This window comes from Cytobacillus oceanisediminis 2691, assembly GCF_007678455.1.
GTDB classification, from domain to species: domain Bacteria; phylum Bacillota; class Bacilli; order Bacillales; family Cytobacillaceae; genus Mesobacillus; species Mesobacillus oceanisediminis_A.
The window spans coordinates 453867-480316 of record NZ_VEEP01000001.1; the positions used below are offsets into that span (position 1 = coordinate 453867).

Here is a 26450-nt window from a genome sequence, read left to right on the forward strand (position 1 = left end):
TTTCGTGGATGCAGCTGAATTATATATAAAAAAACCGTTGCGGTGGTCGCAACGGTTTTTTACTATACCTCCATTATGATCGGCAGGATCATTGGGCGGCGTTTTGTCTTTTCGTATAAGAAAGGTGCAAGTGTATCAGTGATTTCATTTTTAATTTCAGACCACTGAGTAGTTTTTCTTTCCATCACTTTATTCAAGTGCTTATTAATCAAGCTTTGTGCATCATTAATCAGATCCCCGGATTCTCTCATATAGACAAATCCGCGTGAAATCAGGTCAGGGCCAGCGGCAATCTTGAATTCCTTCATATTGATGCTTACCACCACAACGACAAGACCTTCTTCTGATAGAATACGTCGGTCGCGAAGAACGATATTGCCGATGTCGCCAACTCCGCTTCCGTCAATATAAACATTGCCAGAAGGAATCTTTCCTGCTACACCGACCTCATTGTCGCCAATAGCAAGAACTTCACCATTGTCCATAATGAAACAATTTTCTTCAGGCACTCCGCAGTCGGCAGCAAGCTTGCTATGCATCTTTTGCATGCGGAATTCACCATGAATCGGCATAAAGTATTTCGGCTTAATCAGTCGCAGCATCAATTTTTGTTCTTCCTGGCCGCCATGGCCAGAAGTATGGATATCATTCAATGGTCCATGGATGACATCAGCACCAGCGCGGGACAGCATATTGATGGTCCTGTTGACGCTGATGGTATTCCCGGGGATTGGAGATGACGAGAATACGACTGTATCGCCAGGCTGAATCTGGATTTGACGGTGGGTACCGTTTGCAATACGTGATAAAGCGGCCATTGGCTCGCCCTGGCTTCCGGTACAAAGAATCGTGACCTGGTTGGCAGGCAGCCTGTTGATTTGCTGAGCATCAATGAATGTATCCTTTGGAGCTGTGATATAGCCAAGTTCTTGTCCAATCGTGATTGCTGATTCCATGCTTCGGCCGAACACGGCAACTTTTCTGCCATTTGCGACTGCAGCCTCAGTAACTTGCTGCAATCTATGTATGTTCGACGCAAAAGTAGCGAATATGACCCGTCCGTCCACCTTCCGGAAAATATCCTGAATGCTCTCACCTACACGGCGTTCAGACATTGTGAAATTTGGCACCTCAGCATTTGTACTATCAGATAGCAAGCATAGGACGCCTTCCTTGCCGATTTCAGCCATTTTTGTAATGTTGGCCGGCTCACCAACCGGGGTAAAGTCAAATTTAAAATCACCGGTGTGTACAATTTGTCCTGGAGGTGTTTTTACAACGATCCCATATGAATCGGGAATACTGTGTGTCGTCCTGAAGAACGTGACAGATGTCTTGCGGAATTTGATGATATCATCTTCCTTGATTTCAATCAGCTTGGCCTTTCGCAGCAGACCATGTTCTTCAAGCTTGTTTTTAATCAGGCCGAGTGCCAGTTTGCCTCCATAAATCGGGACATTGATTTCACGAAGCAAATAAGGGATGCCGCCGATGTGGTCTTCGTGTCCGTGAGTAATGAACAGGCCTTTGATTTTGTCCTCGTTTTTTACAAGAAAGGAATAGTCAGGAATCACATAATCAATTCCTAGCAATTCATCTTCTGGGAATTTAATGCCTGCATCAATCAAAATGATTTCATCCTGAAACTGCACGCCATACGTGTTCTTGCCGATTTCGCCTAATCCTCCGAGCGCGAAAACAGCTGTTTGGTCATTTTTTACGAATTTCATAAATTATTCGATCTCCAATACTTCAAAGTCTTCTTTTTGCTTTTCATACTCCAAATAATTACCCTCAACTGCCTCTACATATTCGATGTTATACTGGCGGTCAACAATTTTTGTCCGTACTTCTCTTTCAGAGTCAGCTTCAACATAAATAGTCTGTGTCTTTTCACGAACTGGTACTTGCTTGTTGGATTCCTGGAAGTAAACTTTAAAAATCATTATAAATCTCTCTCCTTAAATGAACTTTTCTATTTTACAGATGCCCTTCATGGAACTGATTTCACTCGCTGACAATTCCAGCTCAAGTTGCAGCATATGCAATGCCGGAATGTTTGATGGCTTTGAAATCAATTCAATCTCAGCCCTATATAGAATGACAATGTTACCATTGTTATTATCAACCGTGCGTGTTTTCCGCTATTAACCAATTTACAATAAGGAAGGAGCCCTTCGCAAGTTTGAAGGGCTCAAAAAGTTAAGCGATTGTTTTTTTACGAAGCAAATCTTTCCACTGTTTCAAAAGCTTCTTTCTGAGCTTCTTTAACATAGTGGATCATCTCCTTAATTCTTATTTTAAACTATCCTTGTCCAATGTAAAGTAAACAAGGAAAAGTTTAGCAAAGATTATTTTTCAAATTCCTATCTTTTTGTTTATATTATATGATGAAATAGCAAATTTTTTCATGGATATTGATGGAATGGCATAAATTGTCATTCGTTTGACACATTTTTAAACTGTGTTTTTCTGTACAGGTACTGTGCTATTTGGTAGACTGTCGGAATTACTTAATAAAACTAAATGGTTGGGAAAATACTTTCAATAAGAAAGAGCATCGAAGGAGAATATCATGAGCAAAATCGTATTTTTTGATATTGATGGTACACTATTGGACCATGATAAAAATCTGCCTGCCTCCGCCAAGGAAGCAATTGAAAAGCTGAAGGGAAATGGAGTATTCGTAGCAATCGCTACTGGAAGGGCTCCGTTCATGTTTGAAAATCTTAGAAAAGAGCTCGATATCGATTCTTTTGTAAGTTTCAATGGACAATACGTGGTGTTTGAAGGGGAACCAATTTATAAAAACCCTTTGAACAACCAAAAAATAGAGGAGCTTTATAGAGAGGCTGCAGACCAGGGACACCCGGTCGTATTTATGAATCATCAGACGATGAAGTCATCCGTTAAGCACCACCAATTTATCGAAACGAGCCTGGGAGGCTTGAAATTTGCCCATCCGGAGCATGATGACCGATTTTATGTTGACAGGGATTTGTTCCAAACACTTCTTTTTTGTGAAGAAGGTAAGGAGGAGTATTACCGGGAGAATTACCCGGAATTTACTTTAATCAGATGGCATCCTTATTCAGTTGATGTCCTTCCTGCAGGTGGTTCCAAGGCAGAAGGCATTAAGAAGATGATCGAACGGTTAGGTTTCAATCCGGAGGACGTCTATGCATTCGGCGATGGACTAAATGACCTTGAAATGCTGGAGGCTGTGGGAACGGGTGTCGCGATGGGCAATGCTGTGCCACAACTAAAAGAACTGGCGAATATGGTGACCCGTGATGTTGATGATGATGGCATATGGCATGGTTTGAAAAAGTTGAATTTGATCTAGAATAATAATCAGCAATCAATTCGAAAAATGCTCCACAAAAAAAAGCCGAATCTAATCAGATTCGGCTTTTACCGTTCTACCCGGACAGCATCCGGGACATCGGCAAATGGATCGTGCTTATTGATATGGTCGTAAAACATGATTCCGTTCAGGTGGTCGATTTCATGCTGGAATACAATAGCAGGAAGGCCCTTGAGACGAATCTTCACTTCGTTTCCTTCAAGGTCGATTCCTTTTACGGTAATCCTTGCATATCTTGGCACATATCCGGGGATTGCCTCATCTACTGAGAGACAGCCCTCACCAGCTGCCAGATAGGATCGTTCAACTGAATGGCTGATGACTTTTGGATTGAAAAGGGCATAGCTGACCAAGTTATCTTTCTCATCCGTCAAATGAACAGCAATCATTCTTTTTGTCACATTTATCTGCGGAGCCGCAAGACCAATTCCCGGTCGCAGTCCATGTTTTTGTGCGATCTCAGGGTCCTGGCTGTTTATCACGTATTCAATCAGGTTTTGGAGTATTTCTTTATCTTCCTGTGAAGGAGGCATGGGAACTTCTTCCGCAACTTTTCGGAGCGCAGGATGTCCATCACGGACGATATCATCCATCGTCAACATATATTTCACCTCTAGTATGTAATAATGTTAAGTCTAACAAATGTATTACGAAAAGTTAACTAGAAAACATGAAAAGAGAGAGGGACATAAATCCCTTCTCCCTTTACTCTTCACAATTAAAATCTCCAGCAGGCGCATCCAACGATGATCAAAAGGATAAACAACACGACAATCAAAGCGAAGCCGCCGCGATAACCTACTCCCGCAACAGGATATCCACCACATCCATATCCGTATCCGTACATATGGAAACCTCCTCTTTTGTATGATTCGCCCGCAATTCGGGTCGATTGCTATAGCCTATGCAAAAGAAATTAGATGGTATAGGCTCAAGCCCAAAGCATAAAGAGCATTATGGTTGAATATATTTAGGGAAAGGACAAGCTTTTCCACTTCGATTATGGATAAAAAACTGCAGAATTTCATTTCTATTGTCAAATCTCGCCGCAATCGCTATAGTAAAATTGGTATCTATGAGGAGGTTATTATGTTGTCCATATTCAAAAAAATAAGTTTAGCTATTATCATGATGGCTGGAGTTTTTAGTCTGGCTGGGTGTTTGGACAAGCAATCACCTGAGGAAAAGATGTTCGAGGAGCTTGAAAAAGTTGTTTCAATTGAAAAAACATTTGAGGATCAGCAGGATCCACTTGTAGAGCTGGAAAAGAAGGAAAAGGAAATATATGAAAAGATCATTTCGCTTGGCATGAAGGAATATGACCAAATTGTAAAGCTGGCTGATGAGGCTTTGGCTAACGCCGACAAACGAGCTGAACATATAGATAAAGAAAAAGAAAGTATTGACGAATCACGAAAAGAATTCAAAAACATCGACCAAATTATTGAAGAGATCGAGGATTCCGGCCTAAAGAAGCAGGCAAATGAATTGAAGGCCACGATGAATGAACGATATGAAATACATGATGACCTGTACAAAAATTATAAACAAGGTCTCCAATATGACAAAAAACTTTATGAAATGCTGAAGGATAAGGAGTTAAGCTTTGATAACCTGGAAGAGCAAATCAATAAACTAAATGAGATATATGAGACAGTACTGAAGGATAACCAGGAATTCAATGATAAAACGGACCAGTATAATAAAGAAAAACTGGCTTTTTATAAAAAAGCCGGAATAGAAGTAAGCCCGGAAAAGGAAGAATAGGAATAGATCTAAAGCCGCTTTAACTCAAAAGCGGTTTTTTTGTGGCTTTTAAAAACAATTATCCATAAAAGCCCATCCCAACCCCAACTGGCCACGCCAAACCGCGGCCGACACCTAATGTGCTCATTTTTGTTAAAAGTCTAGTGTTTAACATTAATACAGTTTGAATTAAAAGTAATTTATTATAGTACAGTATTAATCGAATAGTAATACAGTTGCTTTTTTAGGATAATAACATAACGATGATGATTAAAATTAAAAAAGATAAAACATAGTATTTGACGGAGTTATTTTCGTGATGTAAACTAAAAAACGAATGAGCGAATTGTATTACTCTGTTTATGAATTTTACTAATACAGGATTCAGGATGCTGGAATGGGGAAATATAAGTTTTTTTATTGTGCATCTGTGGAAAACTATAGAATGGTGTGTCCACATGCGGCTTCAGCCAAAGATGCTTGAGTTTCCTGTGTTCTGCCATAAATAAGACGATCAATCAGCTCAAGATGTATTTTGAGAACCCGGGGAAATTAATCCTGATATTGGGTAACCTATTTTTGTATATTTAATAAAATTTATGAGTTAGAAAGGAAGAGGTGGCTCTGATGGCATCTAAAACGAAAAACAACACTCTTGATGCAAAGAAGCAGCTCGAAAAGATCGAAAGCCAATTTGAAATGTTCCAGATTTTAAATGAAGAGGGTGAAGTCGTTAATGAAGCGGCAATGCCTGAACTTTCGGACGAGCAATTACAAGAATTGATGAAGCGTATGGTTTACACAAGGATTTTGGACCAGCGTTCAATTTCATTGAACCGCCAGGGACGTCTTGGTTTCTACGCTCCTACAGCAGGGCAGGAAGCTTCCCAGCTTGCATCCCAATTCGCACTTGAAAAAGAAGACTTTATTCTTCCAGGATACCGTGATGTACCACAAATGATTTGGCATGGTCTTCCGCTTACACAGGCATTCTTGTTCTCTCGCGGACACTTCAAGGGCAATCAGATCCCTGAAGGTGTAAATGTCATTTCACCACAAATCATCATTGGTGCTCAATATATCCAGGCTGCAGGTGTGGCGCTGGGAATGAAAAAACGCGGAGCTCAAGCAGTCGCTGTGACTTACACAGGCGATGGCGGTTCTTCCCAAGGTGACTTCTACGAAGGAATCAACTTTGCGGGGGCATATAAAGCGCCGGCAATTTTCTTCGTACAAAATAACCGATTCGCGATTTCTACTCCTGTAGAAAAGCAGACTGCTGCACAGACAATTGCTCAAAAAGCTGTAGCTGCAGGTATTCCTGGTATCCAGGTAGATGGAATGGACCCGCTTGCGGTTTATGCTGTAACTCTTGAAGCACGTCAGCGCGCAGTAAACGGAGAAGGACCAACATTGATTGAAACAATGACTTACCGTTATGGTCCTCATACAATGGCTGGTGATGACCCAACTCGTTACCGTACATCGGATTTGGATAATGAATGGGAAAAGAAGGATCCATTAGTTCGTTTCCGTAAGTTCCTCGAGAAGAAGAATCTTTGGACTGAAGAGATGGAAAACGAAACAATCGAAAGAGCAAAAGAAGAAATCAAAAACGCTATCAAAGAAGCGGATGATACTCCTAAGCAGAAAGTCACAGACTTGATGGAGATCATGTATGAAGAAATGCCAGACCACTTAAAAGAACAATATGAAATATACAAAGAGAAGGAGTCGAAGTAAGCCATGGCTCAAATGACAATGATTCAAGCAATTACAGACGCTCTTCGCGTAGAACTGAAAAATGATCCCAACGTCCTTGTATTCGGGGAAGACGTTGGCGTAAACGGCGGTGTATTCCGTGCGACAGAAGGCCTGCAAAAAGAGTTTGGGGAAGATCGCGTATTTGATACGCCGCTTGCAGAATCCGGTATTGGCGGACTGGCAATCGGTCTTGCTTTGCAGGGGTACCGTCCTGTCCCGGAAATCCAGTTCTTCGGATTCGTGTTCGAAGTAATGGATTCAATCGCTGGTCAAATGGCTCGTATGCGTTACCGTTCAGGCGGACGCTACAGCTCACCAGTTACCATCCGTTCACCATTCGGCGGAGGCGTACATACACCAGAGATGCACGCTGACAGCCTGGAGGGAATGGTTGCACAACAGCCTGGTTTGAAGGTTGTTATTCCTTCAACTCCATATGATGCAAAAGGTTTGCTGATTTCAGCAATCCGCGATAATGATCCAGTCATTTTCCTTGAGCACATGAAGCTCTATCGCTCATTCCGTCAGGAAGTTCCTGAAGAAGAGTACACAATCCCTCTTGGAAAAGCGGATGTTAAGCGTGAAGGTACAGACCTTTCCATCATCACTTATGGTGCAATGGTCCATGAATCACTGAAAGCTGCAGAAGAACTTGAAAAAGAAGGCCATTCTGTAGAAGTAATCGACTTAAGGACTGTAATGCCTTTCGATATTGAAACAATCATTGCTTCTGTTGAAAAAACAGGAAGAGCGATCGTTGTCCAGGAAGCACAAAAACAGGCTGGAATGGCTGGACAAATTGTTGCGGAAATCAATGACCGCGCTATCCTTAGCCTTGAAGCTCCAGTCTTAAGAGTGGCTGCACCTGATACAGTATTCCCATTCTCTCAGGCAGAAACAGTATGGCTGCCTAACTATAAGGATGTAATCGAAACAGCTAAGAAAGTACTTGAATTCTAAAAAAGCAAACACGATCGATAAAACATAGGAGGGTGAATTCCATTGGCATTCAAATTTAAGCTGCCAGATATCGGCGAAGGTATTCACGAAGGTGAAATCGTCAAATGGTTCGTAAAACCTGGCGATAAAGTTCAGGAAGACGATGTACTTTGCGAAGTACAAAATGATAAAGCAGTAGTAGAAATTCCTTCCCCTGTCGCTGGTACAGTCGAAGAAGTTTTAGTTGAAGAAGGAACTGTTGCAACAGTTGGACAGGTTCTCGTAACATTTGATGCTCCAGGGTATGAAGACCTTAAGTTCAAAGGTGAAGAAGAAGAAGATGCTCCGGCTGAGAAAACAGAAGCACAGGTTCAATCTACTATGGAGGCTGGGCAAAAAATTGAAAAAGAAGCAACAGAAGCCCCTGCTCCTGCAGGCGAAACCGGTGCGGGCGCAGCAGCTGCACCACAGGCAGAAGTTGATCCTAACCGCCGCATCGTAGCAATGCCATCTGTTCGTAAATATGCACGTGAAAAAGGCGTTGATATTCGCCAGGTTGCTGGATCAGGCAAAAATGGCCGCATCCAGAAAAACGATGTTGACAGCTTCTTAAGCGGCGGAGCACCAGCAGCAGCTGCACCAAAGGCTGACCAAGCACAGGCGCCAGAAGCTGAAGCAGCAGCTCCTAAGGCAGCAGCTCAGGCTATCCCAGAGGGACAATATCCTGAGACTCGTGAGAAGATGAGCGGCATCAGAAAAGCGATTGCAAAGGCAATGGTTAATTCTAAGCATACAGCTCCACACGTTACACTAATGGACGAAGTAGATGTAACAAAGCTTGTTGCACACCGCAAGAAGTTCAAAGAAGTGGCTGCTGAAAAAGGAATTAAGCTTACGTTCCTTCCTTATGTGGTAAAAGCTTTAACAAGTGCACTTCGTGAATACCCAGCATTGAACACATCATTAGATGATGCAACAAGCGAAATCATTCACAAGCACTATTACAATATCGGTATTGCTGCTGATACTGACAAAGGCTTGCTAGTTCCGGTCGTTAAAGATGCTGACCGTAAGTCTGTATTCTCAATCTCTAATGAGATCAACGAACTTGCAGGAAAAGCACGTGACGGAAAATTGGCTCCAGATGAAATGAAAGGTGCATCTTGCACAATCACAAACATCGGTTCTGCTGGCGGACAATGGTTCACTCCGGTTATCAACCATCCGGAAGTTGCAATCCTTGGAATTGGCCGCATCGCAGAAAAGCCTGTAGTAAAAGATGGTGAGATCGTTGCTGCTCCAGTACTTGCACTATCTCTAAGCTTCGATCACCGTATGATTGACGGAGCTACTGCACAGCACGCATTGAACCATATCAAGCGCCTGTTGAACGATCCAGAACTATTGTTAATGGAGGGGTAATAAATGGTAGTAGGAGATTTTCCAATCGAAACTGATACTCTTGTCATCGGTGCCGGCCCTGGCGGATATGTGGCAGCCATTCGCGCTGCCCAGCTGGGCCAAAAAGTAACAATCGTAGAAAAGGCGGTTCTTGGCGGTGTCTGCCTGAACGTCGGATGTATTCCATCTAAAGCTTTGATTTCGGCTGGTCACAGATACGAAAATGCAAAACACTCAGAAGACATGGGCGTTAAAGCAGAAAACGTTACGCTTGACTTTTCAAAAGTACAAGAGTTCAAAACAGGAGTAGTCAAGAAATTGACTGGCGGCGTTGAAGGATTGTTAAAAGGCAATAAAATCGATATTGTTAAAGGCGAAGCGTACTTCGTGGATGCCAATACAATTCGTGTGATGGATGAAAATTCAGCCCAGACATATACTTTCAAGAACGCTATCCTTGCTACTGGATCCCGCCCAATTGAGATCCCGGCTTTCAAATTCTCTAAGCGTGTGCTTGATTCTACTGGTGCATTGAATCTTCAGGAGCTTCCTGAGAGCATTGTTGTCATCGGCGGAGGCTATATCGGCACAGAGCTTGGCGGTGCATATGCAAGCTTCGGCACGAAGGTGACAATCCTAGAAGGTGCTGACGAAATCTTGAATGGTTTCGAAAAGCAAATGTCTTCACTTGTGAAAAAGAACCTTAAGAAAAAGGGCGCAGAAGTGATTACGAAGGCCCTTGCCAAGGGTGTTGAAGAAAGTGAAACTGGCGTAACTGTAACCTATGAAGTAAAAGGTGAAGAGCAAAAAGTAGAAGCAGACTACGTATTTGTCATGGTAGGCAGAAAGCCAAACACTGACGAACTTGGCCTTGAGCAAGTAGGAATTGAAATGACTGATCGTGGTGTGATCAAAATCGACAAGCAATGCCGCACAAATGTCAGCAACATTTACGCAATTGGCGACATTGTTGAAGGACCGCCACTGGCTCATAAGGCATCTTACGAAGGTAAGATTGCTGCTGAGGCAATCGCTGGACACCCTTCAGAAATCGATTACCTGGCAATCCCTGCTGTCGTATTCTCTGACCCAGAATTAGCTTCTGTAGGTTATTCTGAAAAAGAAGCAAAGGATGCGGGCATCGATATTAAAGCAGCGAAATTCCCATTTGCTGCAAACGGCCGTGCACTTTCACTTAATCAGACTGACGGCTTCCTGAAGCTGATCACTCGTAAGGAAGATGATATCGTCATCGGTGCGCAAATTGCAGGCCCTAATGCTTCTGATATGATTGCAGAACTTGGTCTGGCAATAGAAGCAGGAATGACTGCTGAAGATCTGGCAATGACCATCCACGCTCACCCAACATTAGGTGAAATTACGATGGAAGCAGCAGAAGTTGCGCTTGGAAATCCAATTCATATCATAAAATAAAATCAAATAAAAAAATCCTTTCCATTCTGGGAAGGATTTTTTTTATTCATGATTCAAAACAGCAGAGATCGGCTCAATAATCTGTTCTTTAGTGGCACTTCCATTTACATTCGCGAGCACCTGGTCACGGTGGACAATCAGGATGGCCGGGAACTTTTTCTCTTTAAGAAGATCATGGTATTGATTAGCCTTTGCAGCTGGAATGACAACAATGTTATCAAATTCTGCGGGATATTCCTTCTTTAACTCTATGATTGCATCATAGTAGGATGATTCTTGCTTGTAATTCTCTTCATCAGAAAAAAAGACAACCTGTTTTATGTCTTCATTCAGCACCAGTTTGTCTGAATTGTTGACCGGATTGCATGAAGCCGTCAGAAAAAGGAACGTAGTGACAAAAACAAAAGATAAGCTTTTCATTTATCTTTGCCTCACTTTTTTAGATTATGTTTCCTCTGGATAACTAGTTGTCCATATTCTATCACAGCAATTTCCAAAAGAATGGAATGTTATTGAAATGTTACATAATTGAAAAATATCCTTCCATCCAGTACATATACTAGTAAAAAAGATCAGATGTTTAGCAGTTTGCTGGTCGGGAAAGATAAACTAGACATGGTGGTGGAGGGTTTGAAGGTGTATACTGTTTTACTGCTTCAATCACTCATATGGAGTGGATATACCTTAACGGAATGGCTATCCAAACACGATCATCCGATTTATAATGGTATTATGTTCATTGTGTTTTTTTATCTGGCAATAATAATCGGAAATTATATAATGAAATCGGCAAGGAAAACATTTTTGATTACCATTCTAAGTCTTGCCCTTTATGTGTCTTTTCATTTAACAATGTCTCTCATTATATAATATGGGAAACCATCCCAGGGAATCGCCATTAATTCATCAGCATTGTCAGCAAGATACACAGCAGGAGGGGAAAGGGTTGAATAGAACAATATCATATATGCTCACTGCTTCGTTATTGCTAGCCGGCTGCAGTGCGGCAGGGGATGCTCAAAAACCAAAAGAGACAGATGAAGTGAAGAATGAAAAAGTCGATACGGAAGAAAAAGCAGCTGAGAAAACAACGGAAAATAAAAATGAAGAGCAGGTAGAAGAAACGTCAGAAGAAGATGTTCAAGAGAGTGTGGAAGTGGAACAAAGCACACCACAGTATCGAATGAAAACTGATTTTTCGATTGAAAATATTGAAAATCCCGATGAAAAAATTGTTTTGCTGACGATCGATGATGCGCCGGATAAAAATGCTCTTGAGATGGCGAAAACCTTGAAGTCGTTAAATGTTAATGCGATCTTTTTTGTGAATGGGCATTTTCTTGATACTCCAGAAGAAGGGGAAGTGTTGAAGGAGATTCACAAGATGGGTTTTGTGATTGGCAATCATACATATAACCACAAATCATTGAAGGATTTATCGATGGAACAACAAAGAAAAGAAATTGTAGGTCTTAACGATCGAGTGGAAGAACTGATAGGCGAAAGGCCGCATTTTTTCAGGGCGCCATTTGGGATGAATACAGATTTCAGCAAACAGCTAGCTGCTGACGAAAAGATGCTGGTCATGAACTGGACTTATGGTTACGATTGGGAGCAAGACTATCAATCCAAGGACGCCCTGGCTGATATTATGATCAATACTCCATTTTTGAGGAATGGTGCCAATTTGCTCATGCATGACAGGAAATGGACAAGCGAGGCATTGAGGGATATCGTGAGGGGACTGCAAGATAAAGGTTATAATATTGTAGATCCCTCACAAATAGAAACGCCAGCAAATAGCGAAACGGCTGCTAATTAGCAGCCGTTTCGTTTTTAGAGGGAGGGTATTATTTGCGAGGGTAGAAGTACATGATTCTCCCATTGAATAAGTGCAGTTCGCCCTGCAATTTTTTCCCGATGAATTTGCTGAATTCGTTTGCTTTTCCCTTATCGCCAGCAGTTGCAGTGGGAGGAAGGGTGATTTGTATGTATGATTGTTCGCGCTCAGAGCCGTCCTCATTGACAACGCTTTCTTTGTCGATACCAATTAAAATTGCATTGTAACGGTCCTGGGATGATTGCAGGTAAAACCATGTACCTTTACCATCTTCTTTTTCCTTCAATTCATATGGAAACGCCGAGTTTTCATAATTCCAGGCTACCTGGTCGCCTGTCTTTGAGGTGATTTCTTTGTAATAATTAAATAAATCTTTAAGTTCTTCGGTGGAAATGGCTTGCTGAGATGATGATGGAACAAGTTTTATATAAGCATTACTAGACATCGTCCAATCCCCTTTTCCTATCTATTCCTTCCCATTTTATCACTCCTGAAAAAGTGTGCCAATAGAATAAAAGCTTTTTAACTTTACTTGCACTTGCCTTTTTGTCAAAATAGAATTATAATAATATTCTAAATATTTAATTTTAAGGAGGAGGCTTATGGAACTATTCGAAAAGCTTTATGACGAGCACGAAAAGGTTCATGTCAGGTTTGTGGGGTTCACCACGTATGACACCCGTTATGACTTTGGGATCGTGTATACCAATATGTTTTTCGGAAAACCGCTTGTAGTCTGCATGCAGACAGGACGTTCAGCACTCCTCGACCCAAAGGACATAGAAGACATAGATTTTTTACAGAAAGCATTCCATATTACAGAAGTCCGGCAGGCTGAGGACCTAGCGCTTTTTTTTAATGAAGAATTGCCAACAGCCCCATTCCAGACTCAATATGAATAAGATTATGAAGAGAACAGGCCTGCTGCAGGTCTGTTTTAATTTTTGGGAAACTTTTTTAGATTGACCTTTTCATATTTACTTCATGCTAACGTCCTGTCTCGGTAATTATAAGCCTTTGTAATCGCTTGTAGTCAAAAGTGTCATACTAATAGAAGTTAATACATATAATTTGTTTGAGTATTACATAAATTGCCTTTGAAAAAATAAAAGTGTTATACAATTTAGGCTTGAAATCTTAATAGTGTTATATTATTATATAAGCAGAAGATGTTAAAGCGCTTTCACAATTCAAAATGAAAAGGGGTTTGAAAAGATGGGCACAATCGTTTGTCAAACTTGCAATTCTACAATTGACCATTTCGAAGATGAGAAAGTAACGGTGTTATATTCAAAAAAATGCAATTGCTGCGACCATGAAGGTGCAGAGGAAAGATAAGAATAGACAAAAGGGCATGCGCACTGCATGCCCTTCTTTTTTATCTGATCGCTTTGTGTTCCTTGATCACTCGGAATGATTTAAGTTCATCATCCTCAGGTCCTTGTACAGGAAGGCCAGCTTCCATATTGGTCTTGATATAAACAAGGTTTTCTTTGGTGATGATTTCGCCTGGGATGAAAATCGGTATTCCTGGAGGATATACCATCACGAATTCGGCAATGATTCGTCCTTCTGATTCCTCGACAGGAACAACCTCTGTATCAGCGTAAAAAGCATCTCTAGGTGTCAAAGCCAATAGTGGAATATCAGGCAGCATAACCTCGGCATGGACTTTTTCAGCTAGATGATGGAATTCCTTAGAGAGCTCACCCAATGCCTTTACAAGAATATCAGCTTCTTTCTGGGTGTCACCAGGCGTGATAATGCACAGGATATTATACAAGTCTGAGAGTTCAACTTCGATATTGTATTTTTCGCGAAGCCATTTTTCGACCTCGTATCCTGTGATATTCAGATCTTTGATGCTGATGAGAACTTTCGTTGGATCAAAATCATATGTCGCGTTTGTACCAAGCAGGTCTTCACCAGGACAGTAAAGATGTTCGATTTCGTTTACCTGCCTGCGAATCCATTGAGCCAATTTGATTGTCCTGTCAATAATGTCCATTCCTTCGGTAGCAAGCCTTCTCCGCGCCGTATCTAATGATGCAAGCAGCAAATAGGAAGTAGAGGTGGTCGTCAGCATGCTGATGATTGATTGGACACGCTTTGCTGAAACCAGGCCTTCCTTAACATTCAGGATAGAGCTTTGGGTCATCGAACCGCCAAGCTTGTGCACGCTGGTTGCAGCCATATCGGCACCTGCCTGCATGGCGGATAGCGGGAGATCCTCATGGAAATGAATGTGGACACCATGCGCTTCATCCACAAGTACGGGAACATCATATGAATGAGCAATCTCCACAATCTTCTTTAAATCGGCAGCAAAGCCGAAGTATGTTGGATTAATTACCAGCAAGCCTTTTGCATCTGGATGCTGCTCTAGAGCCTTTTCAACAGAGTCAGTTGAAATACCGTGAGAAATACCCAATTTTTTATCGATCTCTGGATGGATGAAAATTGGAATGGCACCGGAAAAAACGATGGCGGACATGATTGATTTGTGCACGTTCCGCGGAACGATGATTTTATCTCCAGGTCCGCATACAGTCATGATCATGGTCATGATTGCGCCGCTTGTCCCCTGTACTGAAAAGAAAGTATGGTCCGCGCCGAAAGCTTCAGCTGCCAGCTCCTGTGCCTGCTTGATGATCCCTTTTGGTGAATGAAGATCGTCAAGGGGGCCGATATTGATCAAGTCAATCGACAAGGCATTATCGCCGATGAATTCGCGGAACTCAGGGTCAATCCCGCTGCCTTTTTTATGTCCAGGTATATGAAACTGGATCGGATTCTTTTCTGCGTGCTTCAACAGGCTAGTAAATAGTGGTGTTTCGTATTGTGACAATGGATGATCACACCTCTTTATTGTATTGGATTTCCTTTTTATAGGTTATGATTATTGATCAGCTTTTAAAAAAATAAAACACATGCATTATAGCACTAATCAAGGTGTTTGCAAAGAATTTCAAAATACAAGGAATACGGTAATCTTGCTTAAAGAAAACAGGAAATCTGCCTCCTATAATAGAAGTAGTAATGAAACAAGCATATGAAGGAGAGGGAATATGAACTGGAATACTGAAGTAACGAACCTATTAGGAATACAATACCCGATTATCCAGGGAGGACTCGCTTATCTTGCTTATTCTGAGCTTGCTGCGGCGGTATCGAATGCAGGAGGATTGGGGCAGATCACTGCCATGTCACTTCCTGACCCTGATGCACTGAGAAATGAGATACATAAAGTCAGGGAACTCACTGACAGGCCATTTGGGGTCAATTTTGCCATCGGACAGCATGGAAGGCCATTCTCACATTTCCTGGATGTAGCCATCGATGAACGTGTACCAGTTATCTCAATGACAGGGGGCAACCCGGCACCAATTTTTGAACAATTAAAAGGGACCGACAGTAAAAAGCTCGTCCTGGTTGCAGCCAAAAGGCAAGCACAGAAAGCAGAGGAACTCGGTGCTGATGCAGTCATGGTAGTCGGTCAGGAAGGCGGCGGGCATCTTGGGAAGAGCGACATTGGGACGATGGTGCTGATTCCATCTGTAGTCGATGCCGTCAGCATCCCGGTTATTGCCTCAGGGGGAATTGGTGATGGAAGAGGTTTGATGGCTGCATTAAGCCTGGGCGCGCAGGGGATTGAAATGGGAACCCGCTTCATTGCAACAAAAGAATGTGTCCATGCGAACGAGCTGTACAAACAAAAACTGATTGAAGGAACAGAGAATGACACGGCTGTGATAAAAAGAACACTGGGCATGCCAGCAAGGGCGATTGCCAATCCATTGACAGAAAAGATTCTGGAAATAGAGAAGCAAGGCGGAGGATATGAGGCCCTGAAGGAGCTGATCAGCGGAACAGCAAACCGGAAATATATTTATGAAGGAGACCAGGAAAACGGTTTTGGCTGGGCAGGCCAGGTAATGGGATTGATCAAAGATTCCCCAACAGTCGCTGAGCTTTTTGAAAGGATCATTAAAGAAGCTGAAGCAATCAGAACATCTTGGGGAAGATGAAGTTCCGCGATGCTTGCGCTCACTGATAAATAAAGGTACAATCGATTAACATAATAAGGGTGCAAAGGGAAGTTTTCCTGCGCACAGCAAAAAAAGCAGGTGAGCACAGATGGAATACCAATATCCAATTGACTACAGATGGTCGACCGATGAAATTGTCGATGTCATCCATTTTTACGAGTGCATTGAAAAAGCTCATGAAAAAGGGATTGATCGCGACACTCTGCTTCAGGCTTATAGACGCTTTAAAGAGATTGTTCCGGGAAAAGCTGAGGAAAAGACACTCTTCAATGAATTTGAAGAAGTAAGCGGGTATGTTTCTTACCAGGCAGTAAAAGAAATCAAACAAACAGGGACCGGCGAAAAGATTAAAGTCGCTCCGAAAAAGACTAAAAGATAAACTGTTGAAATCCAAGAAAGAGCCCAAGTAAAAATGGGCTCTTTCTTATTGTCCAGCTCCGGCTCCTAATTCCTCGAGACGCTTGTCTAGTGGCACCTCCTAGAAACTCCGAAACTTCAACTCCGCCGGCAGAAGAAAAAAGCGCTTCTTTGTCGGAGTCTCCAGTTTCTGCGTTTCTGGACAGTCGGCTATACTTTTCGGTTTCGGTGCTGCCAATGAAGTCAAAGAACGACTTCACTGTCAGGCCCTCCAGCGCTTGTCGGAATAGGGCAGTCGCCTACGCATTTCATGGTTTAAGCCATTTTATATAGGGGTAATGTTTCTTTAAATACAAACTCTATTTTCGAAAGCATTTCTTCACCGCTAATCTTGACGGCTTCCTCGCGAGGAATGTTCAATCCGCAAAGGATTTCAGCTTTTTTAACAGTTTGGAGACGCTTGAACATCGACAGAAGATCTTCTTTGGAAAGCTCACCATGCATAGTGGCTTCTGGCTTCATATGATCGCCTGACCAAAAGAAGTTTTTGGGAGTACGGGCAAAAATTGAATCAAGATCCTTTTCAAGTTTATTCCCGATTGATTCCTTTTCAGGTGCTTCGTAAATTACGGCGAACCAGATGAAGACGTGAGTTTCCCAGAGGCCAATCTGGAAATGTGGCAGCATTTTATATCCTCTTGGATTGCTGGCAAAAGCGACCCAAGTATCCTTAGGTGGGTTCTTCATTCTCCTTGCATGTTTGGCGACATGATAATGCATTTCCTCACCGGCAATATTTGAAAGCGTTGGGGCGAAGTGATGGCCCAGTTGTTCCAGCTTGGGGCGGATCTGGGATTTTAAGGCCTCCATTCGTTCATCGAGACCGTCAATTTTAAAAACATCGAAATCTGCTTTTTCGAATCCTTGAAATGACAATATAAAAACCTCCTAGTACTTTGTCAAATATTGTAGCAAAAGCTTATGGAAAATAGAAGCGGCAGGCCTTTTCGGAGACCTGGGTAAACGCACATATTTGTACCACAGGCAGTTGGAACTTCATACAATGGATAAAAAATAGAATTTAATAGAGGAGTGTAAATAAATGAAACAACTTATAAATTCAACGAGAAAGAAAAATGGCGAACTGCAGAGAACGGCTGTACTGCGATTGGAAATGGATTATGAATTAGCCACCCTTTTCGATGCAATGACTGACTCAGATAAACCGAAAATGAAAGAATGCAAACAGAAGCTTGAAAGAATCCGACAGGAACTATTACGTTTAAAGGCTTTGTAAGCAGGAAACGTAAATTGAAAGAAGAAGTCGGCCAATGCTTAAACAAACGGAATACTGCGGCAATCAAGACCCATGACGAACTCCTGTAATGCAGATGGAGTTCGTTTCTTATGTTTCCGAACATCGTTCCGAGTCTTGCATGTTATCCACTTGACAAGGGAAATCCTAATACTTGATGGGAATGAAGGAAATCCGATAAGCTAAGGTAGATTCCTCAAATAGTAAAAAATATTGGAACGGGGGAAAACTGAATGAACTATAACCTGAAAGAAATGGATACATATGCGAAAAAATGGGTGAAAGAGGCCGGAGAGAATATCAGGGCTTCGTTCCCAAACACATTGAATGTGACCTCGAAATCCAATCCGAATGATCTTGTTACGGATATAGACCAAGCGACAGAGCAATATTTCATAAAAAAAATCAAAGGGACGTACCCTGACCATAAAATCATGGGTGAAGAAGGCTATGGGGATGAAGTAACCGGACTATCAGGAGTAGTATGGATTATAGACCCAATTGATGGAACGATGAATTTTGTCCATCAGCAGCGGAACTTCGCGATCTCCATAGGGATTTATATTGATGGTGAAGGAATGATCGGTCTCATTTATGATGTCGTACATGATGAACTGTACCATTGCATAAAGGGCAATGGAGTATATTTAAACGAAAAGTCGATTCCTAAACTTACGGAAGCGAAGGTCAGTGAATCAATCATCGCCCTTAATGCTACCTGGGTCGCTCCAAATAAGCGGATCGACCATCAATTGCTGATTCCTCTCGTTAAAGATGTAAGAGGAACACGGTCTTATGGTTCAGCGGCAATGGAAATGGTCTATGTCGCTACCGGCAGGATCGACGCTTATATGACACCAAGGCTGGCACCATGGGATATTGCAGCGGGAATCATCATGATCAAGGAGCTTGGCGGAGAGGCGACGGATCTCAGGGGAAAAGAATTTGATATGCTGAAGCAGAACTCCTTGTTTGTTTCGAAACCTGGCCTGCATGGTGATATTTTACGAAACTATCTTAAGGATGGAAAATGGTGAACCTCGCCTGGCGTCCATTTTTAAGTTCAGATTCAGGCTTTTTACAGGAACTTGCGGAATCGAGCCGGAAATGGATGGAAAATGAATTGAAAGATCTGGATCTGCCTGGCTACCTGAAGCAATATGAGAGGCTGTCTGGTGAATGGAGAGTCTGGGAAAAAGGGGGCATACCTGTTTCTGTTACCTACCATCTGGAATATGCTCCTTCCAATCAAAAGCCATGGCTGGGTACGATCCTGGTAAAAGCAGATGAACGGCGGAGAGGAATTGCTTCGTCCATCATGGACAGGCTTTCAGCTAAATTTAAGGCAAGCGGGCACAAGGCTCTGTTTGCCGCTGTTCCAATTGATGAATATGAATGGTCCAACTTTTTGACGGATTGCGGTTTTGAACAATTCAAAACAGAAGAAAATGAGGGCGAGACCTTTTTGATCATGGTCCGCCCTCTTGGATGACCGGCTGGAAATTCCAGCCGGTTTTATTTTTCAAATTAAAGCTCTCCTGCTTCTCTCATCTTCTTTTTTTTCTTAAAACCGAATCCCATAACAAACACAAGGGCGATGATACATGCGATAGCGCCGGCAGCACTTCGTTCACCGATGGCGATACCGATGCCGATCATGCATGAAGCGGCTGCAAATGCGAAAAATAATAATGGCCATTTTATCTGCTTCAAGTTGATTCCTCCCATTCGACATTTGGTGAAAATAATAATATATTTAATTGTACATTAAAATGCTTTTAGGTTTCTACTCTAATTGTGTTATAATATGTAAGTTGTGTAAAAAGCCAAAAGATAAATTACGATATTAAAGGCAGGGTGACTTTTTTGAAATTAAGAGAAGATATTAGAAATATAGCGATCATTGCCCACGTTGACCACGGTAAAACGACTTTGGTTGACCAGCTTCTGAAGCAATCAGGCACATTCCGTATCAATGAACATGTGGAAGAGCGCGCAATGGATTCAAACGATTTGGAAAGAGAACGAGGAATTACAATCCTCGCGAAAAATACAGCTATTTCTTATAAAGATACACGAATTAATATTCTTGATACTCCAGGCCATGCTGACTTTGGCGGCGAGGTTGAGCGTATCATGAAAATGGTTGACGGCGTATTGCTGGTTGTAGATGCTTATGAAGGCTGCATGCCGCAAACACGCTTTGTTTTAAAGAAGGCTCTTGAACAGCATTTAACACCAATCGTTGTGGTTAATAAGATTGACCGCGACTTTGCTCGCCCTTCTGAGGTTGTTGATGAAGTCCTTGACTTATTCATCGAACTTGGTGCAGATGAAGATCAGCTTGAGTTCCCTGTTGTATACGCATCTGGTATCAACGGAACTGCAAGCTTGGATCCAGAAAAACAGGATGAAAACATGCAGGTATTGTACGAGTCAATCATTGACCATATTCCTGCACCAATTGATAACCGTGAAGAGCCTCTTCAATTCCAGGTTGCTCTTCTTGACTATAATGATTATGTTGGCAGAATCGGAATCGGCCGTGTATTCCGTGGAACAATGAAGGTTGGCCAGCAGGTAGCATTAATGAAGCTTGACGGTTCAGTAAAACAATTCAGGGTAACAAAGATCTTTGGATTCTTCGGACTGAAGCGCCAGGAAATCCAGGAAGCATATGCGGGTGACCTAATTGCTTTATCTGGTATGGAAGACATCAATGTCGGTGAAACTGTATGTCCATTCGATAACCAGGATCCGCTGCCGGTTTTACGTATTGATGAGCCGACACTTCAAATGACATTCCTGGTCAACAACAGCCCATTCGCAGGCCGTGAGGGTAAATACCTGACTGCGAGGAAAATCGAAGAAAGACTTCGTGCACAGCTTCAAACTGACGTAAGTCTAAGAGTAGACAATACTGATTCACCAGATGCCTGGATCGTTTCAGGCCGTGGGGAACTCCACTTGTCTATTTTGATCGAAAACATGCGCCGCGAAGGCTATGAGCTTCAAGTTTCTAAACCTGAAGTTATTGTAAGTGAAATTGATGGAGTAAGATGTGAACCGGTTGAACGCGTTCAAATCGATGTTCCTGAAGAACATACTGGTTCAATCATGGAATCTATCGGTGCTCGTAAAGGCGAAATGCTCGATATGATTAACAATGGAAGCGGCCAGGTTCGATTGATCTTCAACGTACCAGCACGCGGACTTATCGGATATACAACAGAATTTTTAACATTGACTCGCGGGTATGGTATCATTAACCATACATTCGACAGCTATCAGCCAATGCTTCAAGGCCAGGTAGGCGGACGCCGCCAGGGCGTTCTGGTTTCAATGGAATCCGGAAAGTCATCAACTTATGGTATCATGCAGGTAGAAGACCGAGGAACGATCTTCGTTGAGCCAGGTACTGAAATTTATGAAGGCATGATTGTCGGCGAGCACACTCGTGAAAATGATATCACTGTAAATATCACGAAGGTAAAGGCAGCAACGAATATTCGTTCTGCAAATAAGGACCAGACTTCTGTCATCAAGAAACCAAGAATCATGACTCTTGAAGAATCATTAGAATACTTGAACGATGATGAGTATTGCGAAGTAACACCAGAATCGATCAGACTCCGCAAGAAGATTCTTGATAAGAACGAGCGTGAAAGACAGGCTAAAAAGAAGAAATTTGCTGAGGCTTAATTAAGTAGGGGGAAGAAGTATGGATGTAAGCCAGAGATTATCATTTTTTGCAGCATTATTCAGGGTAGATGAGAATCCGACGGTTGGTATGTGGATGCTGTATCTCACAATTGCCGCTTTGAGCATCCTGGTCTACAAACTAGGGTTTGCACAGAAGCTGCCAGTGCTGAAGAGTATCATCATCTATGTATTTCTATTACTGGGCTCTACAGTCCTGACCTTCCTTGCTATTTTCCTTCCCATCGCGGAAGGGCTTGTGGTCGCTGCACTCATCCTGATCATTTACAAGCTCAGGCTGCGCCAGCATAAAAAAGCAGAAGCAAATGTCAAATAGGAGTTGGGGAAATGAAGTCACTCCAGGATGCAATTTATAATTGGCTGACCATTAAAATCGTCAGCGACGCACGGCCAGAAGATACAGCAGCAGCAGATACAACTCAATTGTTCGAGCAAATTCTTGCAGATGAACATAAAGTTGAATCAAAAGAACTAAAACGGGACGCATTGATGTATTATGTCACGGTCGTGCAGGAAGGTAACTCAAAAGAATACCGATTCCCGCGAGACCTGATCGAAATCATGCTAGACCAAATCAGGCAGGAACCAGACAAATACGTGAACTATCCAGAAGAAGACTAAAAAATCCGCCCAGCGATGGGCGGATTTTTTATATTAGGAATTGGCATTTCTAAGTGGGAATTGGATTCAGACAGGTTCGACGTGAAAGCAACCGAAGGCTGTCAAAAAAAAGCCCTGGATTCAGACAGGTTTATGGTATGAGGCGGAAAAGTTGTCAAAAAACCCTCTTGATTTTGACAGGTTTGAGGGGTGAGGCGGGAAAGCTGTCAAAAAACCCTCTTGATTTTGACAGGTTCGAGGGGTGAGGCGGAAAAGCTGTCAAAAAACCCTCGTGATTTTGACAGGTTCAAGGGACGAGGCGGGAAAGGTGTCAAAAAACCCTCTTGATTTTGACAGGTTCGAGGGGGGGAGGCGGAAAAGTTGTCAAGAAACCCTCTTGATTTTGACAGGTTTGAGGGGTGAGGCGGAAAAGTTGTCAAGAAACCCTCGTGATTTTGACAGGTTCGAGGGCCGAGGCGGAAAAGCTGTCAAAAAACCCTCTTGATTTTGACAGGTTTGAGGGGTGAGGCGGAAAAGTTGTCAAGAAACCCTCTTGATTTTGACAGGTTTGAGGGGTGAGGCGGAAAAGTTGTCAAGAAACCCTCGTGATTTTGACAGGTTTGAGGGGTGAGACGGAAAAGTTGTCAAGAAACCCTCGTGATTTTGACAGGTTTGAGGGGTGAGGCGGAAAAGTTGTCAAGAAACCCTCTTGATTTTGACAGGTTTGAGCCATGAAGCATAAAAGCTGTCAAAAAACCCTCTTGATTTTGACAGGTACGAGCCAGGAAGCCTGAAAGTTGTCAAAAAAAGCTTTTAATTTTGACAGGTTCGAGCAATGAGGCCTAAAACCTGTCAAAATACCGTCTGAATTAAGACAGGTTAAGTCACAAGCTAAAAAAGCTGTCAGTACCAGACCAAAACTTAATCTTTGAAGGCACCATTTAAATATCAATAACTAATCACCAGTCATCTTTCTCAACACGGCTGCGATATAATTTGAAATTCCCGGTCGCAATCCGGTTGTTCGTTTTTTCGGCAATCCGCTCATTGCATGCTTCACACATATATGTATGGATCGGGCGGTTTCGGAGCCTTTTCGCCTGAAGGGTATCACTGTTTATATTTTCGATTTTGTCGCATAATACACATTTGACTCTCATTCTTGCACCTCTTATCAATAATTAGCTTACATAGACAATTTGAGTTTGGATTATATTATAGTATATCATTGTTTAAAGCCGGAAAAAGGGGAATCGTTTGATTTGCCCCAAAATAACGGTTCGTAGTACTATTATGATAGTTTAAGGAGGGTGAATATGGCAAATCAAGTGGAACCAAAGCTAATTAAACCATTGGTTGATGAACTTCAAAAAGAGCGTTTTGTCACCTTGGCGACAGTGGATCATGAGACCGGCGGACCAAATGTCAGCGCAATATCATGGGTGCTTGCTAAAGACGAAGAGATCATTTATTTCGCGGTAGATAACCGCTCTCGAATCATCGAGAACATTAAAAGCAATGACAAGGCAGTCATCAATCTGATTGCTAATGAATCTACATATTCAATCAGCGGAACGGCAAGTGTCAAGCAGGAAAAGCTTGAAGGGGTACCGTTAAAGCTGGCGTTAGTTGAAATCAGAATCAGCGAAGTCCGGGACGTCATGTTTTATGGTTCGAAAATTGTTGCAGAACCTCAATATGACAAGACATATGATAAGGACGCCGCAGCGCGTCTCGATAAGCAAGTAATGGATGCCATGAGAAAAGCTTAGTCAATTGACTAAGCTTTTTTTGCGCCCTATTTATGATAGTTCGACTGTTGCTCCTGATCTTTCTCCAGCTGTCTTTTCTCACCCTGATTTAGATTCTTTTTTGGATCCTCCGTCGGACTCTCCGTTTGCGGTTCGATCATGTCTGCCGGAACCTCGGGCATGACCCTTCCTGTTATATCCGCCAGCTCATTCAGGATTCCTACGATAGGCTGTCCATTTTGGATATCCTTTCCGATTTCCTTTAACCTTGCAGTAATATCCGGATCTGCCACGACTACGGCATTGGCACCATGCGGATCTTTTTTTAGAGCCTCGGCGACTGTATATTTAACTGTATCTACTTCGGATCGCTCCATGTTATCGTTTACGTCGATTCCGACAATAGCATAACGGCCAATCACTACCGCTGCAGCATCATCAACATTCGGAATATGTGTTGTCAAATTCACCAGATGACGGGAAATTTTCTGTCCGGATTGGCGGTCGACCCCTTGAATCGTACTATTCTGCACCTTGACCTTATGGTTTTTGTCATTATCATTTGCGCTGTTTTGTCCAGTACATGCAGTCAATAGAAAAATAAACGAGATAGCAGCAACCAATCTTATCATCATTAAATCCCTCCGGATATTTATTCTATAAAAACCATCAATCGTTATATAAAAAAAGAAATGCTCAAAGGTTATTGTGCAAAATATCTTCTATCTTTATTCAGAAAGTCATATATTTTACCAAAGTCCCGGCCAAGGCTGCCAAGTTGGCCAGAGCCGAGATCAAGAAGGCGGGAGGCATCAATTTGAGTAAAATATATGTACTGGATACAAACGTCTTATTACAGGATCCGCACGCAATCTTTTCCTTTCAAGACAATGAAGTTGTCATACCTGCTGTAGTTCTGGAGGAAGTGGATTCAAAGAAAAGGTATATGGATGAAATTGGGCGTAATGCACGCCAGGTTTCAAGGCTTATAGACGGAATGAGGGAAACAGGGAAACTGCATGAGAAAATCAATCTGGAAGGCGGGGGGACACTCAGGATTGAGTTAAACCATCGTTCATTCCATCAGCTTCAGGAAATCTTCGTTGAAAAAACTAATGACAACCGCATCCTGGCAGTGGCAAAAAACCTCAGTCTTGAAGAAGAAACAAAGGAAGACGGGCGCCCGGTAATCCTGGTCAGTAAAGACGCATTGGTCCGCGTAAAAGCAGATGCGATAGGACTGATCGCTGAGGACTTCCTAAGCGATAGGGTTGTGGAAATGAATCATCTTTATTCCGGCTATGCTGAAATATATCTTGAAATTGAGGTGCTTAACCGTTTTTATGAAAAAGGGGAACTGGATTTCTCTGAATTAAAGGGACAAAACTTTTTTTATCCCAATCAATTTGTAATCATGAAGGACATTCTTGGCAGTTCGGCATCGGCCATCGCAATGGTCGATACAAAGAAGAAAAAAGTAAAAAAACTTGTATTCGAGCATGAGGGGAAACATACCTGGGGAATCCGGCCGAGAAATGTTCAGCAAATCATGGCCATGGAATTGCTTTTACGGCAAGACATGCCTTTAATCACACTGATCGGCCGTGCGGGAACGGGTAAAACATTGCTTGCTTTAGCAACCGGTTTACTCCAGACGGAAGATTTGAATATATTTAAGAAGCTGCTTGTCGCACGGCCAATTGTACCTGTCGGAAAGGATCTCGGCTTTTTGCCGGGCGAAAAACAGGAAAAGCTCAGGCCGTGGATGCAGCCAATCTATGATAACCTCGAGTTTCTGTTCAATACGAAAAAACCGGGAGAGCTTGATGCCATCCTGGCGGGAATGGGCTCAATCGAGGTCGAAGCATTGACGTATATTAGGGGAAGAAGTATCCCGGATCAATTCATCATCATTGATGAAGCCCAGAACTTGACCAAACATGAGGTGAAAACAATCCTCACAAGGGTAGGGGAAAGGAGCAAAATCGTCCTGATGGGCGACCCTGATCAAATCGACCATCCGTATCTGGATGCTTATAATAACGGATTGACTTATGTTGTAGAGAAATTCAAGGATCAGCAGATTTCCGGGCATGTACAGCTCGTGAAAGGAGAAAGATCACCACTCGCCCAGCTGGCTGCAGACATCTTAAAGTAAAGGCATTTG

General features: G+C 42.4%; 30 protein-coding genes. 19 read left to right on the plus strand and 11 right to left on the minus strand.

The features are described 5' to 3' along the window. Positions 1 to 62 precede the first annotated feature (62 nt). Together rnjA and FS736_RS02245 are read right to left on the minus strand one after the other, a co-directional pair. Positions 63 to 1730 carry a ribonuclease J1 gene (gene rnjA, locus FS736_RS02240; protein WP_144474721.1) on the minus strand — a complete coding sequence of 556 codons (1668 nt, stop codon included), beginning with the start codon at positions 1728 to 1730 and terminating at the stop codon, positions 63 to 65. A 3-nt stretch (positions 1731 to 1733) separates the two neighbouring features. Further along, positions 1734 to 1946, minus strand: a complete 213-nt coding sequence (locus tag FS736_RS02245) for a DNA-dependent RNA polymerase subunit epsilon (RefSeq protein ID WP_144474722.1) — start codon at positions 1944 to 1946, stop codon at positions 1734 to 1736. A 629-nt stretch (positions 1947 to 2575) separates the two neighbouring features. Between FS736_RS02245 and FS736_RS02250 the strand changes: the two genes are divergently transcribed. Then, positions 2576 to 3346, plus strand: coding sequence for a Cof-type HAD-IIB family hydrolase (locus tag FS736_RS02250; RefSeq protein ID WP_144474723.1), 771 nt, complete (start codon positions 2576 to 2578; stop codon positions 3344 to 3346). A gap of 68 nt (positions 3347 to 3414) precedes the next feature. Here FS736_RS02250 and def read toward each other — a convergent pair whose 3' ends face one another. Further along, complete coding sequence (gene def / locus FS736_RS02255; protein ID WP_144474724.1) at positions 3415 to 3969, minus strand: peptide deformylase; 555 nt, start codon at positions 3967 to 3969, stop codon at positions 3415 to 3417. 116 nt (positions 3970 to 4085) lie between these two features. Next, a complete protein-coding gene (locus FS736_RS02260) occupies positions 4086 to 4214 on the minus strand; it encodes a YjcZ family sporulation protein (RefSeq protein ID WP_144474725.1) in 129 nt (42 codons plus the stop codon). 242 nt (positions 4215 to 4456) lie between these two features. Between FS736_RS02260 and FS736_RS02265 the strand changes: the two genes are divergently transcribed. The 5 genes from FS736_RS02265 to lpdA all read left to right on the plus strand — a co-directional run bounded on the left by FS736_RS02265 (position 4457) and on the right by lpdA (position 10651). Next, positions 4457 to 5134, plus strand: a complete 678-nt coding sequence (locus tag FS736_RS02265) for a YkyA family protein (RefSeq protein WP_144474726.1) — start codon at positions 4457 to 4459, stop codon at positions 5132 to 5134. Between the two features lie 606 nt (positions 5135 to 5740). Next, positions 5741 to 6856: a pyruvate dehydrogenase (acetyl-transferring) E1 component subunit alpha gene (gene pdhA, locus FS736_RS02270; RefSeq protein ID WP_144474727.1), complete on the plus strand. Its 1116-nt coding sequence runs from the start codon at positions 5741 to 5743 to the stop codon at positions 6854 to 6856. 3 nt (positions 6857 to 6859) lie between these two features. Next, the gene (locus tag FS736_RS02275; protein ID WP_144474728.1) at positions 6860 to 7837 is read left to right on the plus strand and encodes an alpha-ketoacid dehydrogenase subunit beta; all 978 of its coding nucleotides are present in this window, start codon (positions 6860 to 6862) and stop codon (positions 7835 to 7837) included. 42 nt (positions 7838 to 7879) lie between these two features. Beyond that, positions 7880 to 9238, plus strand: coding sequence for a dihydrolipoamide acetyltransferase family protein (locus tag FS736_RS02280; protein ID WP_144474729.1), 1359 nt, complete (start codon positions 7880 to 7882; stop codon positions 9236 to 9238). A 3-nt stretch (positions 9239 to 9241) separates the two neighbouring features. After that, positions 9242 to 10651: a dihydrolipoyl dehydrogenase gene (gene lpdA / locus FS736_RS02285; RefSeq protein ID WP_144474730.1), complete on the plus strand. Its 1410-nt coding sequence runs from the start codon at positions 9242 to 9244 to the stop codon at positions 10649 to 10651. 42 nt (positions 10652 to 10693) lie between these two features. Here the strand turns inward: lpdA and FS736_RS02290 are convergent, their stop codons facing one another. Beyond that, positions 10694 to 11071, minus strand: a complete 378-nt coding sequence (locus FS736_RS02290) for a small peptidoglycan-associated lipoprotein (RefSeq protein ID WP_251542186.1) — start codon at positions 11069 to 11071, stop codon at positions 10694 to 10696. 526 nt (positions 11072 to 11597) lie between these two features. Here FS736_RS02290 and FS736_RS02300 point away from each other — a divergent pair. Continuing rightward, positions 11598 to 12473, plus strand: a complete 876-nt coding sequence (locus FS736_RS02300) for a polysaccharide deacetylase family protein (protein ID WP_260983507.1) — start codon at positions 11598 to 11600, stop codon at positions 12471 to 12473. Positions 12474 to 12501: 28 nt separating this feature from the next. On the opposite strand, the gene FS736_RS02305 is transcribed toward FS736_RS02300, so the two are convergent. After that, positions 12502 to 12936 (minus strand): DUF1885 family protein, encoded by a 435-nt coding sequence (locus tag FS736_RS02305; protein ID WP_144474731.1) that lies wholly within the window; start codon positions 12934 to 12936, stop codon positions 12502 to 12504. Between the two features lie 157 nt (positions 12937 to 13093). Here FS736_RS02305 and FS736_RS02310 point away from each other — a divergent pair, with 157 nt between their 5' ends. Together FS736_RS02310 and FS736_RS02315 are read left to right on the plus strand one after the other, a co-directional pair. Beyond that, positions 13094 to 13393: a DUF3055 domain-containing protein gene (locus tag FS736_RS02310; RefSeq protein WP_144474732.1), complete on the plus strand. Its 300-nt coding sequence runs from the start codon at positions 13094 to 13096 to the stop codon at positions 13391 to 13393. A 313-nt stretch (positions 13394 to 13706) separates the two neighbouring features. Then, positions 13707 to 13829 carry a GapA-binding peptide SR1P gene (locus tag FS736_RS02315; RefSeq protein WP_079508283.1) on the plus strand — a complete coding sequence of 41 codons (123 nt, stop codon included), beginning with the start codon at positions 13707 to 13709 and terminating at the stop codon, positions 13827 to 13829. A 40-nt stretch (positions 13830 to 13869) separates the two neighbouring features. On the opposite strand, the gene FS736_RS02320 is transcribed toward FS736_RS02315, so the two are convergent. Further along, entirely contained in the window at positions 13870 to 15339 is a 1470-nt protein-coding gene (locus tag FS736_RS02320) for an aminotransferase class I/II-fold pyridoxal phosphate-dependent enzyme (protein WP_144474733.1), read from the minus strand. A 220-nt stretch (positions 15340 to 15559) separates the two neighbouring features. Between FS736_RS02320 and FS736_RS02325 the strand changes: the two genes are divergently transcribed. Together FS736_RS02325 and FS736_RS02330 are read left to right on the plus strand one after the other, a co-directional pair. Next, positions 15560 to 16519: an NAD(P)H-dependent flavin oxidoreductase gene (locus tag FS736_RS02325; protein WP_144474734.1), complete on the plus strand. Its 960-nt coding sequence runs from the start codon at positions 15560 to 15562 to the stop codon at positions 16517 to 16519. A gap of 109 nt (positions 16520 to 16628) precedes the next feature. Beyond that, positions 16629 to 16919 (plus strand): UPF0223 family protein, encoded by a 291-nt coding sequence (locus FS736_RS02330; protein ID WP_144474735.1) that lies wholly within the window; start codon positions 16629 to 16631, stop codon positions 16917 to 16919. A gap of 293 nt (positions 16920 to 17212) precedes the next feature. Here the strand turns inward: FS736_RS02330 and FS736_RS02335 are convergent, their stop codons facing one another. Next, the gene (locus FS736_RS02335) at positions 17213 to 17833 is read right to left on the minus strand and encodes a YktB family protein (RefSeq protein ID WP_144474736.1); all 621 of its coding nucleotides are present in this window, start codon (positions 17831 to 17833) and stop codon (positions 17213 to 17215) included. Between the two features lie 166 nt (positions 17834 to 17999). Here FS736_RS02335 and FS736_RS02340 point away from each other — a divergent pair, with 166 nt between their 5' ends. The 3 genes from FS736_RS02340 (at position 18000) to FS736_RS02350 (ending at position 19704) form a co-directional block, all read left to right on the plus strand. Further along, positions 18000 to 18194, plus strand: coding sequence for a hypothetical protein (locus FS736_RS02340; RefSeq protein ID WP_144474737.1), 195 nt, complete (start codon positions 18000 to 18002; stop codon positions 18192 to 18194). A gap of 251 nt (positions 18195 to 18445) precedes the next feature. After that, complete coding sequence (locus tag FS736_RS02345; RefSeq protein WP_144474738.1) at positions 18446 to 19249, plus strand: inositol monophosphatase family protein; 804 nt, start codon at positions 18446 to 18448, stop codon at positions 19247 to 19249. Further along, complete coding sequence (locus tag FS736_RS02350) at positions 19243 to 19704, plus strand: GNAT family N-acetyltransferase (RefSeq protein WP_144474739.1); 462 nt, start codon at positions 19243 to 19245, stop codon at positions 19702 to 19704. Before FS736_RS02345 ends, FS736_RS02350 begins: the two co-directional genes overlap by 7 nt. A 35-nt stretch (positions 19705 to 19739) precedes the next feature. On the opposite strand, the gene FS736_RS02355 is transcribed toward FS736_RS02350, so the two are convergent. Then, positions 19740 to 19925, minus strand: coding sequence for a DUF5325 family protein (locus tag FS736_RS02355; RefSeq protein WP_144474740.1), 186 nt, complete (start codon positions 19923 to 19925; stop codon positions 19740 to 19742). Positions 19926 to 20078: 153 nt separating this feature from the next. Between FS736_RS02355 and typA the strand changes: the two genes are divergently transcribed. The 3 genes from typA to FS736_RS02370 are packed head-to-tail and all read left to right on the plus strand — an operon-like array spanning position 20079 to position 22553. After that, the gene (typA, locus tag FS736_RS02360) at positions 20079 to 21914 is read left to right on the plus strand and encodes a translational GTPase TypA (protein WP_144474741.1); all 1836 of its coding nucleotides are present in this window, start codon (positions 20079 to 20081) and stop codon (positions 21912 to 21914) included. Positions 21915 to 21933: 19 nt separating this feature from the next. Continuing rightward, a complete protein-coding gene (locus FS736_RS02365) occupies positions 21934 to 22248 on the plus strand; it encodes a YlaH-like family protein (RefSeq protein ID WP_144474742.1) in 315 nt (104 codons plus the stop codon). A gap of 11 nt (positions 22249 to 22259) precedes the next feature. Next, on the plus strand, positions 22260 to 22553 hold the full coding sequence (locus FS736_RS02370) for a hypothetical protein (protein ID WP_144474743.1): 294 nt from the start codon (positions 22260 to 22262) through the stop codon (positions 22551 to 22553). Between the two features lie 938 nt (positions 22554 to 23491). On the opposite strand, the gene FS736_RS02375 is transcribed toward FS736_RS02370, so the two are convergent. Further along, a complete protein-coding gene (locus tag FS736_RS02375) occupies positions 23492 to 23692 on the minus strand; it encodes a YlaI family protein (protein ID WP_144474744.1) in 201 nt (66 codons plus the stop codon). Positions 23693 to 23848: 156 nt separating this feature from the next. On the opposite strand from FS736_RS02375, the gene FS736_RS02380 reads away from it, so the two are divergent. Beyond that, entirely contained in the window at positions 23849 to 24304 is a 456-nt protein-coding gene (locus FS736_RS02380; protein WP_144474745.1) for a pyridoxamine 5'-phosphate oxidase family protein, read from the plus strand. A 26-nt stretch (positions 24305 to 24330) separates the two neighbouring features. Here the strand turns inward: FS736_RS02380 and FS736_RS02385 are convergent, their stop codons facing one another. Next, positions 24331 to 24918, minus strand: a complete 588-nt coding sequence (locus FS736_RS02385; protein ID WP_144474746.1) for a YhcN/YlaJ family sporulation lipoprotein — start codon at positions 24916 to 24918, stop codon at positions 24331 to 24333. 182 nt (positions 24919 to 25100) lie between these two features. Between FS736_RS02385 and FS736_RS02390 the strand changes: the two genes are divergently transcribed. Beyond that, positions 25101 to 26441 (plus strand): PhoH family protein, encoded by a 1341-nt coding sequence (locus FS736_RS02390; RefSeq protein ID WP_144474747.1) that lies wholly within the window; start codon positions 25101 to 25103, stop codon positions 26439 to 26441. Positions 26442 to 26450: the final 9 nt, after the last annotated feature.